The sequence below is a fragment of the Candidatus Nanosynbacter sp. HMT-352 genome, assembly GCF_022819385.1.
In the GTDB taxonomy this organism is placed as follows: Bacteria; Patescibacteriota; Saccharimonadia; order Saccharimonadales; family Saccharimonadaceae; genus Nanosynbacter.
Map to the genome: position 1 here is coordinate 401,038 of NZ_CP089290.1, position 14,134 is coordinate 415,171.

Consider the following 14,134-nt stretch of genomic DNA (forward strand, 5'->3'; position numbering starts at 1 on the left):
AATTCCTCCTAGCCCTTATACATAGCGTGATTTTTTATCCAGCCGCCGCCCTTTCGTATCAATTGATTATTCAGCTGTCCGTCTTCTAGCAATTTATCTTTAACTGTAGCATAAATTGGCAAAGTGAACGAAAATACCGAGCCTTCGTTTTCGCGAGATCGAGCGATTATCGAGCCGCCGTGAGATTCGACAAAAGCTTTGCAGATGTAAAGCCCGATTCCCGTCCCGGCCACAGCCTCGCGTGATCTGTGCGATCGATAGAATTTGTGGAACAAATTGTCCACGACATTTGCTGGCATACCAATTCCATTATCGGCGACGGACACTTCCACGAAGTCGCCTTTTTTTTCTGCGGAAACGGTTACGGACCCGCCCTCAAAACTGTACTTAATGGCATTGTCAATTAGATTACCAATCACTTCCCCGATACTTCCGTGATCAGCGGCTACTGTCGGCAGATCATCTGGAATATTGACGCTGAGCATTCTGTGTTGAGTCGAGGCGCGAAGTTGCATATCGTCAGCAATCGAGGCGTAAATATTGGCGACAGTGTCTTCCAGAAGATAAACCTTCAAGTGATGCCTATCATATCTGGCAACGTTAAGAATGTTGTCTATATAGCTAGATAAGCGGTTGGACGAAACAACTAACCTATCAAGAAGTTGCCTTTCATCGCCCTGCAGGCGTCCAGCAAACTCTTCGTTGATAATGTCCAGATATCCACGAATAACTGTAATCGGTCCGCGGAGTTCGTGAGCGGCAAATGAGATGAAATTGAGGTCCTCTTCTTCTGGCAAATATCCTTCAGACTTGTCGATGAGAAAAATGACAGTTTCGGCGGCGGCGCCTTTCTCAAACGACACGATGATGTCGAATATTCGTGTTTTTTGGACGATATCAGGGTTGGTGCTAATGCGCTGCCAACGGCGCTCGGCTTTAATTTTCTCATTGGAGATTTCGTGAAGCCAATCGTAAATGCTTGGTTCGTTTAGAAAATCAAGCGCCAGAAAATCCTCGCCTTTTGCGTTCCTGGAAATCGGGGCGGCGGAATTGGCGAAGATAATCTTCTGATTGGAATTAAGAATCACGACGCCAGTGCTGGCTTGATTTAGAGCTTGAGTGAGCGGGATTTTTGGCTTGTCGTTGTCGCTAGCTGGTTTTTGCTCTGGCTGATAATCGCCATAAATTGCCTGAAGCGCCGTCTTAAATCCAGTTTTTTCGTAGCGTTTATCGTTAGGATTTGGCGGAGTGTCGGTGGTCAGTTCGCCAATTTTATGAGAAAGCGCCGCCAGAATTTTATTAAGCGGTGCGGCGATGATTTTAACGATAGAAATTGAAAATAGGATTTGCAAGATGGCGGTAATTAAAATGATAATCCAAAAATTTAGCTGGAATATGGAAATTGCCGTGAAATGGAGTGCGATTCCCAGTCCTAATATGATGCAGGCGCTCGCTGATAATAGGACTAATATGACTTTTCGGTAATAATATTGTTTGTACTCGCGCAAAGTTTTAGATGCCGGATCTATTGCCATGAAACACTTCCCCTTCCTGGCGTGAAGGCTGCAATCCATGTTTGTCCGCGATTTAAGGCGACGTCTTTTCCGGATTCGTCTGTCAATTTAAGTGGCGAATTTATGTCCGCTTTTGACCAAGTGGCAGTGGCGACTGTGCCGTTTTGGAAAATGTAAGCTTTGCCGGATCCTGTCGTTTTGATGTCTTCGTAGCCATCGTAATTTTGAGCCCGAGCTTCAACGCCAACTTCCATAGCTATGACAGTGTTTGGAGCAATTTGCCCATCTTCCCTGTCGGTATGTGGCGCGCCAGCCATGCTCCTAAGGTAAGAATTTGACGCCTTGTCGTAAGTGTATGAGGTGTTGTAGAGTGAGCCGCTGAGGTTTATGTTTACAGATGTGGCGTTTGGCGATTCAACAGGCTTGCCGTCTGCTCGCGCGAAGCTGGTGAATCCGGAATTGTTATAGCCTTTTGCGCTGTTCAATTGGTCAAGTTTTTCTCCTGAAGTATAGACGTTGTGCGGCGCGTAGCGGTCGCGAGATCTCCAATACGATCCGTCGTTAAAGAACTGGTCGATGTCGCGATAATTACCGTTTCTGACTTGGGATAAAGCGTTTGGACTTCCGCCAACGTGCGCGATTGACGCCTGATACGGCGCCGCCCAGCTCAAATAGTACAATCTCAAGCTTCGCACTGGACCAATTAGCGCCGGCTTTTCTCCCTGGTACAGGGCCAAAAACCTAGTAATTCCGCCCTCTGCCACGGCTTCATAAACCACGCCAGCTTTCTTCAGTCCTGACTGCGGTCTGGCGGCTGGACTATTCTCAATCATCACGCCAGTTACAGGCAACTTCGCGGCGGCTTCGTTCGCGATTTCCATTCCAGTCAATGGCGAATAAAACTTCTTCGGCGCAGGTTTTTTGGCTGGCAATTTCAGTTCCACGCTAGCGGCCTGCTCGTATTTTATGGAATGAATTGCAATTATGAAAACTCCAGCAATAACCGTCGCACTCACCACGAGCACGATCGCCAGAATATGCTTTTTTATCCATTCTTTGAACGACTCCCAACGAGCGTTCTTTTTTTGTCCTGATTTATCTATTTTTTCAACATTCATGCTTATGCTTAGTATAGCATTTTCGGCGCACGAATAAACTATTTTTGTAGATAATTATCGATTCTTTGCAGAGTTTTTTCTTTGCCAATCAGTGCCAATGTGTCGTTAAGTTGCGGACTAAACGGCGCCCACGTCGTCACAATTCTCACCAGACTAAACAAAATCCCCGGCTTCTGCCCCGTCGTTTCTAGTAATTCATTAAGGCAATTCTGAATTGTTTCTGGCGTCCAATCTGTAATTTTCTCGAATTCTTGGCGCGCAATTGACAATAAATCTCGTCGTTCGTCGTCGGTCAATTTGCGAAGTTGCTTATTTCCGTCAATCAATTCCGTGTCAATTTCAGGCTCGACGAAGAAATAACTTGTTAATTTTGGCAAATCTTGCAGTGTCTTCAAGCGGTCTTGCGCCAATTCCAGAACGCACTTTTTATAAGATTCGTCGGCGTTTTTGGCTTCTTCGCCCCAGAATGATTGGCAGCGAGAATAAAGATCGTCCAAGCTAAGTGAGCGAATCCATTGACCGTTCAGCCAAATGAGTCGTTGTTCGTCAAATCGCGCGCCAGATTTTTGAACGCGATCAAGCGAGAACTTTTCAATCAGCTCGGCTTTACTGAAAATTTCCTGTTCCGTGCCGTCATTCCAGCCAAGTTGCGCTAAGAAATTAAGCATCGCTTCCGGCAAAATTCCCTCTGATCGATATTCAGTTACGCTTTTAGCGCCGTCACGCTTGCCAAGTTTTTTATTTCCCGATGGCGCCATAATGTGTGGCACGTGCGCCAGAATCGGCGGCGTAATTTTAAGCGCTTCGTAAAGCGACAGATATTTAGGTGTACTGGCAATATATTCCGAGCCGCGGATCACGTGCGTGACTTGCATTTCGAAATCGTCAATGATGTGTGCGAAATTGTAGGTTGGCAGACCGTCCGCTTTGATCAGAATGAAATCGTCCAAAGCTTCTGGGCCGGCCGACAATTCGCCCATAACGGCATCTTTCCAAGAATATCGCTTAATTTCCGGAACTTTGAAGCGCAGCGGCATTCCAAGTTGCCACTCTGGCGGATTTTCTGGACGATGGTCGCGATATAAAAATGCTCGTTTTTCAGCTTTGGCTTTGTCGCGGAAAACTTGCACTTCTTCGGGTGTGTACGGATCGGCGTAAGCTAGCCCTTCGCTAATCATTTTCTTTGCCCACTTTATGTAAATGTCGCGACGATCTGTCTGGTGATATGGACCAAAATTGCCAGACTCTTCTTTTGGATTGTTAAGAATTGGTCCTTCATCCCAATTTAGTCCTAGCCAATTTAAGGTCTCCAAAATCATTTCTTCCGCGCCTTCAACGAACCGAGCTTGGTCCGTGTCTTCAATGCGTAAGATGAAATCTCCCTGATGCGCCCTGGCAACAAGGTATGTGTATAGCGCGGTGCGGACGTTGCCTAAGTGAATATAGCCAGTCGGACTTGGCGCAAAACGAGTTCTAATAGTCATGAGTAAATTATAGCACGTTATCTGATGAGTTACAGACTAGTGGCAATTTTTTCAATTTGGCTGCTTGAGAGGTTTGCGTCGCCGCTGATTTGATATAAAATTCCGCCGTTCACCCAAGCCGCTTCTTTCCCGCCACTGTAAATTGTCAATCCGTCGATCATCGTGGTGTTTGGATTCTTGTGCTTTTCAGAGAAAAATTCTTTCACTGCTGACGAATTCCAGCCGCTTTTTTGCTGGGTTATGGTGTATCCTGAGCTTCCGTCGGCGTAGGCGTATTTCATAGAGACCTCGCCCGATTTGAATTTGATAGGTCCATTCAGCGCGTAGCCGTCTGGCCTATAGCCTGGATATTTGGCATCAATTCCTGATTGAACGGCTGCCATTTTTATGGAGATATTTGGCATACTCAGATATGTTAAATAGCCACCGAGTAGCATCACCGCAAATCCCACGGAAAACGTATTCAACCAACGCAAGGCACCGCCCTTTTTCTGGCGTCGACGTGCTTTTTTATTGCTGATAATTTCATTCGACAAGGCTTTTTCGATCGCTTCGTTTTTCAATTGATGAGCGGTTTTTGCGACTGGTTTTTCTATTTTTTGCGGAGCGACGGCGACAAGCGGATTGTTATTCATGGCCAGAGGCTGGCGTTCTTTTCGCAACTTAGTGTTGACGCTAAGAGGTCTTTGTTGAGCGCGACGAGTAACGGGGTGAGTTTCGGTCGGGCGGTTAATAGCAATTTTCTGAGGAGCCGGTTTGCTGACAATTGGCGTAGAAAACTTCTTCACGGCGACATGTTGCTTCACGTCGACGCGAGCTTTCTGGGGCTTGGCGGCCAATGGCGTACGCTGTGGCATTTTAACGTGCCGACGATTCAACGTGCTGGATTTCTGAACGTGTGCGGCGTGAATATTTGATACAGATGTACCGCGCCTACCGATTGATTGTTCTTTTTCTATTTCAGATTTTTCAATCTTAATATCATCCATTACCATTCCGGTAATAGTATTGTAAGCTCGTCCATTGATAACCACGTAGTTTTTACTTGCCATTAATCCCCCTAATGTTTATTCCTATATATTATAGTACAAATCGCCTAAGGTTTTTTCAAGTGTAAAAATATGTTATAATTTTCGTAATTATGTACCAGAAAAAGAATCGCACTAAAGAGCTCGCGCGGCGGACCTTTGTGTACACGCTGATGACATTATCACTTATAATTCTTCTTACGTTTTTGACGTTTAGGATGCTCGGCTATACGTTTGATCCAAATACGAAAGAATTGCAACAAACTGGACTTGTCCAATACGAATCACATCCTGGCGGGGCGCTGGTTTATGTTGACGATATGGAGCTGCGCCGCACTCCGACGAAAAGCACCGTTCTTCCTGGTAAACACACTTTTTCGATGAAATTGGATAAATACGAACCGTGGCAAAAAACGTTGAATATCAAGTCCGATACCGTTACGAATTTGAATTACGCCAGACTGATTCCGACGAAACGCGAAACCACCGAAGTAAAAACGTTTGACTCATTGCAATCTGTTTCTCTGTCGCCAGCTGGTAATTTCTTGATGGGATTTGGCGTTAAGGATAAAACTCCGATTCTGACAATTGGCGACATTCGCGACACGAACAAAGATAAGGAAAAGTTCACGGAGCATGCATTAAGCACGAGCGTTTTGGCTGGCTATTCCCTGTCTTCTGACAATCATACGTTTACTGTGTCGGAGTGGGACCGCGATTCTCGTTATGCGCTAGTGAAGCATTCGTATCCGGTAGAAAATAATGCTACGGGCGTGCAATGGTTGGTTTTTGATAGAGAAAATCCAGAGAAAATTACCGACGTAACGGCGATGACTGGTTTTGCAATTAAGCAAATCAGCTTTGCGGGAACTGGCGCGCACACGGTTTACGCCTTGCAGGAAACTGGCGAATTGAGGCGAGTTGACCTTGATAGCTCGACAATTTCTAGCCCAATTTTGACTGGCGTCGAATCTTTCAAGCTTTACGGCGACGATCGTTTGTCCTACCTGGCTGTTATTGACGGTAAAAAAGTGGCAGGAATTTGGAAACGAGATTGGAAAGAGCCGTTTGTGATTGGCACTTTTGCTACTAATTCTACCCCAGTAATTCGAACTTCTCGCTATTTCAATAAAGACACTGTAGTCTTGGTTGATGGCAAAAATATGACAATTTACAGAGGCGAAATTTCGGATTCTAAGGACCGCCAAAAAGAGTTCTTGAAAACGGCGAAGATTATTAAGACTGATAATGTGATCACGAACATAACGATAGACAATGCTGGGCGATTTATCGTAACACAAAACGGCGCGGTACTGCAGACTTACGATTTGGAGCGTAAAGAATTGTCGAGCGCGTTTAACATCGGCGTGGCGCAGGAAGTGAAGTGGCTTGACAACTTCTATATTCGTAGCGTTTCTGCGTCGGGAAAAATGGAGATTCGCGAATTTGACGGCACGAACGCTCATACGCTGATAAGCGTTAAGCCTGGTTTGGATTCTGTTCTGTCCTCGAACCAGCGATACGTTTATGGATTGACGACCAACGCTTCTGGAAAAATTGTCCTGAGTAAAATGAATATGGACAATGGTTCGATTGGGCTATTTAATTAAATAGCTAATTTATCGACCGCCGAATAATTTCTCAAGCAAAGTCGGCTCAGGTTTTCCTGGGATATTTGATTTGTTGCTTTGTTGCTGATTTGAGCTGGATTCTGAAGTCGCGGTGGCTTTGCTTGGGTCTGGGCTGATTTGTTCTGCGAAGATAAGAAGTCGCTTTTCTGCGGTTCCTAAAGGCACGCAACTTACAAGTGTCAGCATTGGTTTATCTGTGTTAATCTGAACTTTTGAAACTTCGGTCGGCATAACAACTTCTGTTGAGGTTATCTTATAGGTATAGCGTTTCCCGTTGTAATTCATGTAAATAATATCGCCCTTGACCAACTTTTCATTCTGAGCAAAAACGAATTTATAATCGCCACCAGCAAAAGCGTCGTTACTGGAGTGGGCGGCAAATACGGCATTTCCGACTTCGCCCGGCACGGCACTGGCGCCAGGAATTGAAAAGTGAGCTACTCCCTTCTCCATGGCTTTTGATTGCGATTTCGTGTCGCTGGCGGCACCGTAAATAACTGGCGCGTCAACGTTAATCTTTGGAATAATAATCCTAGGCTCGGGTCCGACAGTTACGTCGGTGGAGGCGTCAACGATGATGTTTTGCGGGTTAATTGCGCCAGGTGTTGTGTAAGCTGCGACCGCGCCGAAAATAACGCGGTTATATTGCAAAAACATGAAGACTAATAACACCGATAATCCAGCAATCGCCGGAACAAAATGCCGGGATTTTTTCACCTTATTTGCGGAGTCGCGAACCTTTTGCTGAATTTGACTGCGAAGTTCTTTTATGGCTGCTTTTTGTGGGTCCAGAGGCTCGTCTGCGCTGACTACGGGCGTGATATTCTGATTTTCCTTCGTCAATCGAGAAATTTCACGGTTTTTTGCCGCAATGTCGCCAGCATAGTAACGCTCGTAATACATCTGATAATATTTCTGCCAAGCACTGTGATATTGCTTCCATTGGTCGGCTGAAACTTGAGTGTGAATGGCTGAATTTTGAGTTTGAGTGGTTTGGTTTGCGGAAGCGGAATTGCTAATTTGTGGATTTGACTGAATCTGGGTTTGGGCAATTGGCGTTGTCCTCATAGCGTGATTGACGGTGTCTTTTTTCGGCTCTGGCTGTGGTGTTGTTAAAGCTTGCTGAGGCTCGGCTATTTGTGTCTTAGGCTGTTCTGATCGGACTTCGGGTTTTGGTTGTAATTGAGCGGAAAATGGTTGCGTCCGAGGCTTTTCTGGTGTGGAATTTTGCTCTTCTGTTCTGGAATAAATAGCGTCAAGTTGCCCACGAATAACATCAGCAGCGGCATTTCGTGAGGCTGCTGAGTCGCGAGTTGGCGGCGTGAGAGATCGGCGCTGATCTGATACCGGCATGCCCACTCGACCGTTTGATTGATCATCCGTCGGATACATAACTTATTTCATTATACGTCAAATTGATATCAAATAAAAGTCGTGCTTGTGAGAAATTGCTAGTTGTGTTACAATCATACGGTAGCTTGGAGCGTTCTCTTGTGCCGCGGTGGCGGAATTGGTAGACGCGCTAGACTCAAAATCTGGTGAGCAATAGCTCGTGCCGGTTCAAGTCCGGCCCGCGGTACCAGAGGCAGCTTCAGGTGATAATCGTCCGTTTTGGGCGATTTTTTTATGCAAAGAAAACAGCCCGCAGAAAGGCGCTACCGAGGCTTTATAGCCTTCCAGGCGAGCTGTTTTCTTCCTGCGGGCTTTATTGCCCTCCTCTATGCATCCCTACACTCAACAACAAGAATGCATATCCAGTGAATCCCCCTCCCAGTGATCCAATGAGAATTGCGGGGATGAGGTCGGTTTGTAGCAGAAGTGCTATTATCGCTCCGACTAGGACTCCTGCTAGGGCGGGGATGATGATGATCACGATAACCGTGATAATCATGATGAATACGACCCAGATTTTTTTCATGACACTTCCTTTCAAGAAGTGCTTCACTCACGACTAAGGGCTACTTTCGCCCTTGACAAGTCGCGGCGAAAGCTTGTTACTATAATACAACTAATTGTACGTAATGTCAAGTGGATATTTATGCGAGGCTACATTTTGCAAATAGCGGTGCTGATTGCTGCCAGTGGCGCTTTCGGCGACCAAATCAAGTAGCTTGCGGCGCGGGCGCCGACGTTTCCCCGCCAAATTGCCATTGGTGCGTCCCATTTTTGGGTGACGACTTCTCCGCTGTGAGCGATTATTAAATTGTCGGCATGAAAAACGCAAATTGTTACGGGATATGTGATGGTGAATTTGTGAAGCGCTTCGACGAGTTGCGATAATTGAATGCTGAACGTAATCATTTTTGGATAAAAAATTGCGCGGAATATTTTCTGAACTTGCGCCAGACTTGCTACGAAAACCACGTGCGGATTGTCCAGAATTTCCTGAAAACTATTTTGTACAAGGTCAATCGCGTCTCGCGTCAGCACGACGGGAATTTCTGACTTTTTGATCAATTCTTCGTAGACAATTGCCGTCTGACTATTCCGTCCAGCGTCGCCGCATAATAGCAATACGTCCGCCCATCTTTCCAACGCCAAAGTTTCAGTGAGCGCTTCGTTTGCCAGGCTTCCTGATTGGTTTGTCGGTGCGAATAACACGTCGGTCATATTCGCGGGAACATTTTTTTTCAAGGCGTCAGGCAGTAAAACGCGAGCCTCGCCCACGCCAGTTTTAAGGGATTCTTGGTAACTTTCTGCCACCGCCAAAAAGCCTAATTTGTTGCCGCCGATAATTCCCAATTTCCCTGCTTGGTCGCGTCGTTCTGGCTTATTCCATTCGACATCTGGAAAAAGTGGCTTCCCTGGTTCTTGTTTTTGCCAAAATTTCATATCCATTACAAATTTACCTCAATACTCACCGGACAATGATCGCTGCCCATTTGTTTTGGATGAATTTGCGGATTAGTAACGCGATTTGCAATTTCACGCGACGCCAGCCAATAGTCAATCCGCCAACCGACATTTCGCGCCCTGGCATTCGCCCAATGCGTCCACCAAGTGTACGCGCCAGTTTTTTCAGGGAAAGCCGCCCGGAAAGTGTCTGTAAAACCAGCGTCCAAATAGTTCTGAAAACCTTCCCGTTCTTCGTCGGTGAAGCCATGTTTGCCGACGTTGGGTTTTGGATTTGCCAAGTCAATTTCTTGATGCGCCACGTTCATATCGCCACAATAAAGGACTGGCTTTGACAATTCCAGCTCTTCCAGATAAGCCAACACCGCCTTGTCCCATTTTTTATATCGTAAATCCAATCGGCTTAAATCACCCTTTGAATTCGGAGTATAGCAATTGACAACCCAAAAATCGTCAAACTCGGCGGTGATGATTCGTCCTTCGTCAGCAGGATTGCCATACTTATCACCAGTTAGGTCGAATCTTTCAATTATATTTTGTGGAAATCCATTATACCAATTGAGCGGTGGGATTTTTGAGAAAATTGCCGTACCAGAATAGCCTTTTTTGGTAGCGGAATAGAAATGCTCGTGATAATTCGGCAGGTCAATTTCAACTTGATCTCGTGTGGCTTTGGTTTCTTGTAGGCATAAAATATCTGGATTGTACGTGTCGATGAACTTCGCGAATTCACCTTTATTGATGACCGCGCGAATACCATTTACGTTCCAAGAGAAAAGCTTCATAATTTTATTATACCGTGATGATATAATTTAATGAATATGCTACCAATGTACGATAAGTTTTTGGGCGAAATATCAAGCGACTTCATGGACGTCGGAGGCGTGAAAACTGCTTATTATTTTTATCAAGGCGGCTCGAAGAAAACTATTTTGCTAATTCATGGCATTGGTGGCGATTTTCACGGAATGATTCCGCTGGCTTATCACCTGAAAAATGACGCGAATTTGGTGTTTGTTGACTTGCCTTCTCACGGCAGAAGTCAATTGATAAAAGATATGAAAATGAGCGACGTTGAAAATTGGGCGATGAATTTGATGTCGGCTTTTGACAGTAAAGGCGTGTCAATTGACGAGGTTGTTGCTCATTCGCTTGGATGTTTGGCGGCAAATAAAATGCAATGCCAGAAAATTTGGTACATCAGTCCTCCGATGAAAACTTCGGTTATGTCGAGAATTTCCTCGTCGTTCTTTTATCGCACTCGTCGGGCGAATCAATATATTTATTTGAACTATTATTTTTCGGTGTTCCGTGGGCTGTGTTTGGTGAATAATAGACAGAAAAATGTCGTGGATTTGATACGGTGGCTGACGAAAAATACGCGAGTAACGCGGCGGCAATATTTGGAGCAATCGAAAATTGCGCGGGATATTTCTCGGAGTAAAAAAATTATTATTTCTGAGCGCGAATTTACGGGATTGATAGTTGGGCGACGAGACAAGATTTCGCTTCCTGTGAATGCAGCCGATGGTGTAAAAATTGATAAATTTGTGGAGCTTGATACGGGGCATTTGTCGGTGTTGGATAGTCCAGAACTGGTTGCCGAATTGATATTGACGGAATAATTATTTGCTATACTGTAGATATGAGTAAGAAAGACGATAAAAAACTAATTGTTGATATGATTTCTGAGAGCGAATTCACTGTTCAGGGTCATGGTGTGCATACGGCTTATAAGGAGATTACGGACGCGCTGCGTAAAAGAAAAGATATTGATATTGAAGTGAATTCTGATCGTCCCGCTGACATTATCCATATCCAGACTATGGGTTTGTATTCGTTTCGGCATTTGATGAAAAAAAGTGGCAAGAAAGTTGTTTCCGCTCACATTGTGCCGGATAGTTTTATCGGTTCGATTAAAGGCGCGAAATATTGGAAGCCTTTAGGTCGAGCGTGGCTGAAATTCTTTTATAAAAAGGCTGATTTGGTTTTAGCTTGCTCTGGTATGGTTGCTGATGAGTTGATAAATGATATGCACGTGCCAAAGACGAAAGTTCTTTACAATACGATAAATATGTCGAGATATAAGCATTCTGCTGCGGAGAAAAAGTCGGCTCGGAAGAAGCTTGGCTTGAAAGATAGCGATTTTGTAGTGATGGGAAATGGTCAAGTTCAGCCACGAAAGCGTTTGGATATTTTAATAAAAGCTGCCAAAGAAATGCCAGATGTGAAGTTTTTCTGGGTGGGAGGAATTCCGTTTAAGAATTTGGGTGCAGATTATAACGCCATGCAAAATATGATAAAAAATGCGCCGAATAATCTCACTGTAACTGGTGTGATACCTCTGGAGAATGTTCGTGACTATTATGTCGCTGCCGACGTTTTTGTTCTGCCAGCTATGCAGGAAAATCATCCTATGTGCGTCTTGGAGGCGGCTGGCGCTGGCTTGCCGATCATTCTGCGCGACATTCCGCAATATAACGACACATTTAAGGGCGACGCTGTTATGGCGAAAACGGACGATGAGTTCTTGGAGTTGATCAGTAAATTGCGCAAAGATAAGAAAGCCTATAAGAAAGCGCAACTTGGTGCTGAGAAAATTGCCAAACGTTTTGACAGTAGTGCTGGCGCCGAGCGCTTGGTTGAATTTTATCGATCGCTGATATAAATGGTATAATGAGGACATTATGAGGATAGGACTTTTTACGGACAGCTACAGGCCGTCCATTAACGGTATCGTTTACGTTGTTGAATCATTAAAGCGCGAGCTGGAAGCTTTGGGGCATGAGGTTTATGTTTTTTGCCCAGCAAAGTCTATTAGTCCGTCCAAGCAAGCCGAACTTCTTCACGAAGATGAAAATAGTCGAATAATTCGTTTTCGTTCAATTACAGGCGCGTTTTTTGATGATTACGACACGTCGGTATTCTTCCCTCCCGTAGTGCAGCGTCAAATTGCTAATATGCATCTGGACATTGTTCATATTTTTACGCCGTCGCAAATTGGGCTATTGGGCGTGAAGGCAGCGAAGAAAAATAATATTCCTTTGATTATCCAACATTGTACGGATCTGTACGAATTCGTCGATCATTATCCTGCGGTTTTGCCAGGAGTTTTGGTGTTGGCGGGAGTGGTTTTTCCATTGTCGGTAAAATTGAATGGACAGGATTTGCTGGAAGTTGCCAAGCTTTATCGTCCGCGTAGTGGTGTAACGAAATGGAATAAAGATATAATTGAGCGTGTTATTACTATTTTATACAGCAAGGCGGATGCGGTGATTGCCTTGTCGCGTAAAAGTCGTGATCAATTGGAATCTTGGCAGACTGAAGATTACGCGTACGATGTTACTTTAATACCAAACGGCGTGAATGCTCTTCCGCGGGCAAGCGCGAAACGAGTTGCGGAATTTCGCGAGCAATGGGGTCTTGATGAAAAAGATGAAGTGTTTGGCTTTGTGGGGCGTTTGGGCGAGGAAAAGAATTTGCCAATTTTGATTCAGGCGTTTAGCGAGTTTATTGCCGAAGCTCGTCCGAAATCGAAGCTATTGTTTGTCGGTGATTTTGAATATCGAAAGACTTTGGAGAAAATGGCAGCCGAGACGGATTTTGCGGATAGGATTATATTTACTGGCGCTATGCCACGAGAAGATTTGGGCGTGGCGTATAAAGTGATGAATGTGTTTACTTTTCCTTCGCTTAAAGATACGCAAGGCTGGGTTCTTCATGAAGCCGCTCACGCTGGAAAGCCGATTGTTATTATTGACAAGGAAGTTTCAGAGGTCGTGAAGGACGGAGTTAATGGATATTTTGCGGAGAATAATCCAGAAAGTGTCGCAGAAAAAGTAATCGCAATTCTAAAAAGCCCGAAGAAGCAAGCAGAATTTAGTGCTGAAAGTAAAAAATTAGCCAACAAGTTTACGGAGCGAAGTCAAGTGAAAAAGCTCGAAAAGCTTTATCAAAAGCTAATTGACGCGCGCGAAAATCAATAAATTCTGAGCCCAGTTCGTAGTTAATGCGATTATCTATTAGAGATAAGTCGCCTGGTTTCTCGGTCTTGGTCGCGGCGCTTGATGGTTTGGCGCTTGTCGTAATTTTTCTTACCTTTTCCGAGCGCAATTACAATTTTAATGAATTTTCCGTTGGTCAATAATTTGGTCGGGATGATTGTCATTCCCTGTTTTTTGGCTTCTGTAAAATTGGACAATTGTTTTTTACTTACCAATAATTTCCGCGCCGAAGTGTCGACTGAACGGCTATTTGCTTCTCCGCGAACATTTAATCGCAGCGAAAAGCTGGCGTTATTTAGCCACAATTCGCCGTTTCTTAAGCTAACAAATGAGCCCTTAAGCTGGACGTGACCTTCTCTGGCGGCTCGCACTTCCATTCCAGTTAAAACCAAGCCAGCTACAATTTCTTCGCCAAGTTCATAATCAAACCGTGCGCGACGATTGATGATATTTTGCGTAGTTGGTTTTTTGGCTTTTAGCTTTGACATGGATTATATTATAG

13 protein-coding genes and 1 tRNA gene are annotated in these 14,134 nt (G+C 44.8%); 5 read left to right on the forward strand and 9 right to left on the reverse strand.

What is annotated here, in order from left to right:
• Positions 1-8: 8 nt before the first annotated feature.
• The 4 genes from LRM44_RS02070 to LRM44_RS02085 are packed head-to-tail and all read right to left on the reverse strand — an operon-like array spanning position 9 to position 5,168.
• A complete protein-coding gene (locus tag LRM44_RS02070) occupies positions 9-1,535 on the reverse strand; it encodes a sensor histidine kinase (protein WP_243803575.1) in 1,527 nt (508 codons plus the stop codon).
• The gene (locus LRM44_RS02075) at positions 1,526-2,632 is read right to left on the reverse strand and encodes a DUF3048 domain-containing protein (RefSeq protein ID WP_243803576.1); all 1,107 of its coding nucleotides are present in this window, start codon (positions 2,630-2,632) and stop codon (positions 1,526-1,528) included. The genes LRM44_RS02070 and LRM44_RS02075 overlap by 10 nt, the downstream gene beginning before the upstream one ends.
• Positions 2,633-2,670: 38 nt before the next feature.
• Positions 2,671-4,116: a glutamate--tRNA ligase gene (gltX, locus tag LRM44_RS02080; RefSeq protein WP_243803577.1), complete on the reverse strand. Its 1,446-nt coding sequence runs from the start codon at positions 4,114-4,116 to the stop codon at positions 2,671-2,673.
• Between the two features lie 29 nt (positions 4,117-4,145).
• Positions 4,146-5,168 carry a DUF4367 domain-containing protein gene (locus tag LRM44_RS02085; RefSeq protein ID WP_243803578.1) on the reverse strand — a complete coding sequence of 341 codons (1,023 nt, stop codon included), beginning with the start codon at positions 5,166-5,168 and terminating at the stop codon, positions 4,146-4,148.
• An 89-nt stretch (positions 5,169-5,257) separates the two neighbouring features.
• On the opposite strand from LRM44_RS02085, the gene LRM44_RS02090 reads away from it, so the two are divergent.
• Positions 5,258-6,754 (forward strand): PEGA domain-containing protein, encoded by a 1,497-nt coding sequence (locus LRM44_RS02090; RefSeq protein ID WP_243803579.1) that lies wholly within the window; start codon positions 5,258-5,260, stop codon positions 6,752-6,754.
• A 9-nt stretch (positions 6,755-6,763) separates the two neighbouring features.
• Here LRM44_RS02090 and LRM44_RS02095 read toward each other — a convergent pair whose 3' ends face one another.
• Positions 6,764-8,167 (reverse strand): sortase, encoded by a 1,404-nt coding sequence (locus tag LRM44_RS02095; protein ID WP_243803580.1) that lies wholly within the window; start codon positions 8,165-8,167, stop codon positions 6,764-6,766.
• 103 nt (positions 8,168-8,270) lie between these two features.
• Here LRM44_RS02095 and LRM44_RS02100 point away from each other — a divergent pair.
• A tRNA-Leu gene (locus tag LRM44_RS02100) sits at positions 8,271-8,357 on the forward strand.
• A 123-nt stretch (positions 8,358-8,480) separates the two neighbouring features.
• Here the strand turns inward: LRM44_RS02100 and LRM44_RS02105 are convergent.
• The 3 genes from LRM44_RS02105 to LRM44_RS02115 all read right to left on the reverse strand — a co-directional run bounded on the left by LRM44_RS02105 (position 8,481) and on the right by LRM44_RS02115 (position 10,413).
• Positions 8,481-8,693 (reverse strand): hypothetical protein, encoded by a 213-nt coding sequence (locus LRM44_RS02105; protein ID WP_243803581.1) that lies wholly within the window; start codon positions 8,691-8,693, stop codon positions 8,481-8,483.
• A 128-nt stretch (positions 8,694-8,821) separates the two neighbouring features.
• Positions 8,822-9,613 (reverse strand): carbohydrate kinase family protein, encoded by a 792-nt coding sequence (locus LRM44_RS02110; RefSeq protein WP_243803582.1) that lies wholly within the window; start codon positions 9,611-9,613, stop codon positions 8,822-8,824.
• Positions 9,613-10,413, reverse strand: coding sequence for an exodeoxyribonuclease III (locus LRM44_RS02115; protein WP_243803583.1), 801 nt, complete (start codon positions 10,411-10,413; stop codon positions 9,613-9,615). Before LRM44_RS02115 ends, LRM44_RS02110 begins: the two co-directional genes overlap by 1 nt.
• 30 nt (positions 10,414-10,443) lie before the next feature.
• On the opposite strand from LRM44_RS02115, the gene LRM44_RS02120 reads away from it, so the two are divergent.
• From LRM44_RS02120 to LRM44_RS02130, 3 genes are read left to right on the forward strand one after another with little or no spacing between them, the layout of a single operon-like run.
• Entirely contained in the window at positions 10,444-11,253 is an 810-nt protein-coding gene (locus LRM44_RS02120; RefSeq protein ID WP_243803584.1) for an alpha/beta fold hydrolase, read from the forward strand.
• Positions 11,254-11,273: 20 nt separating this feature from the next.
• Complete coding sequence (locus tag LRM44_RS02125; RefSeq protein ID WP_243803585.1) at positions 11,274-12,296, forward strand: glycosyltransferase family 4 protein; 1,023 nt, start codon at positions 11,274-11,276, stop codon at positions 12,294-12,296.
• 19 nt (positions 12,297-12,315) lie between these two features.
• On the forward strand, positions 12,316-13,614 hold the full coding sequence (locus LRM44_RS02130) for a glycosyltransferase (protein ID WP_243803586.1): 1,299 nt from the start codon (positions 12,316-12,318) through the stop codon (positions 13,612-13,614).
• A 29-nt stretch (positions 13,615-13,643) separates the two neighbouring features.
• On the opposite strand, the gene smpB is transcribed toward LRM44_RS02130, so the two are convergent.
• Entirely contained in the window at positions 13,644-14,120 is a 477-nt protein-coding gene (smpB, locus tag LRM44_RS02135; RefSeq protein ID WP_243803587.1) for an SsrA-binding protein SmpB, read from the reverse strand.
• Positions 14,121-14,134: the final 14 nt, after the last annotated feature.

Coding starts and splice junctions, on each gene's coding strand:
- LRM44_RS02105 (WP_243803581.1), bottom strand. CDS start 8,693: ATGAAAAAAATCTGGGTCGTATTCATCATGATTATCACGGTTATCGTG.
- LRM44_RS02070 (WP_243803575.1), bottom strand. CDS start 1,535: ATGGCAATAGATCCGGCATCTAAAACTTTGCGCGAGTACAAACAATAT.
- LRM44_RS02075 (WP_243803576.1), bottom strand. CDS start 2,632: ATGAATGTTGAAAAAATAGATAAATCAGGACAAAAAAAGAACGCTCGT.
- LRM44_RS02120 (WP_243803584.1), top strand. CDS start 10,444: ATGAATATGCTACCAATGTACGATAAGTTTTTGGGCGAAATATCAAGC.
- LRM44_RS02125 (WP_243803585.1), top strand. CDS start 11,274: ATGAGTAAGAAAGACGATAAAAAACTAATTGTTGATATGATTTCTGAG.
- LRM44_RS02095 (WP_243803580.1), bottom strand. CDS start 8,167: ATGTATCCGACGGATGATCAATCAAACGGTCGAGTGGGCATGCCGGTA.
- LRM44_RS02115 (WP_243803583.1), bottom strand. CDS start 10,413: ATGAAGCTTTTCTCTTGGAACGTAAATGGTATTCGCGCGGTCATCAAT.
- smpB (WP_243803587.1), bottom strand. CDS start 14,120: ATGTCAAAGCTAAAAGCCAAAAAACCAACTACGCAAAATATCATCAAT.
- LRM44_RS02090 (WP_243803579.1), top strand. CDS start 5,258: ATGTACCAGAAAAAGAATCGCACTAAAGAGCTCGCGCGGCGGACCTTT.
- LRM44_RS02130 (WP_243803586.1), top strand. CDS start 12,316: ATGAGGATAGGACTTTTTACGGACAGCTACAGGCCGTCCATTAACGGT.
- LRM44_RS02085 (WP_243803578.1), bottom strand. CDS start 5,168: ATGGCAAGTAAAAACTACGTGGTTATCAATGGACGAGCTTACAATACT.
- gltX (WP_243803577.1), bottom strand. CDS start 4,116: ATGACTATTAGAACTCGTTTTGCGCCAAGTCCGACTGGCTATATTCAC.
- LRM44_RS02110 (WP_243803582.1), bottom strand. CDS start 9,613: ATGGATATGAAATTTTGGCAAAAACAAGAACCAGGGAAGCCACTTTTT.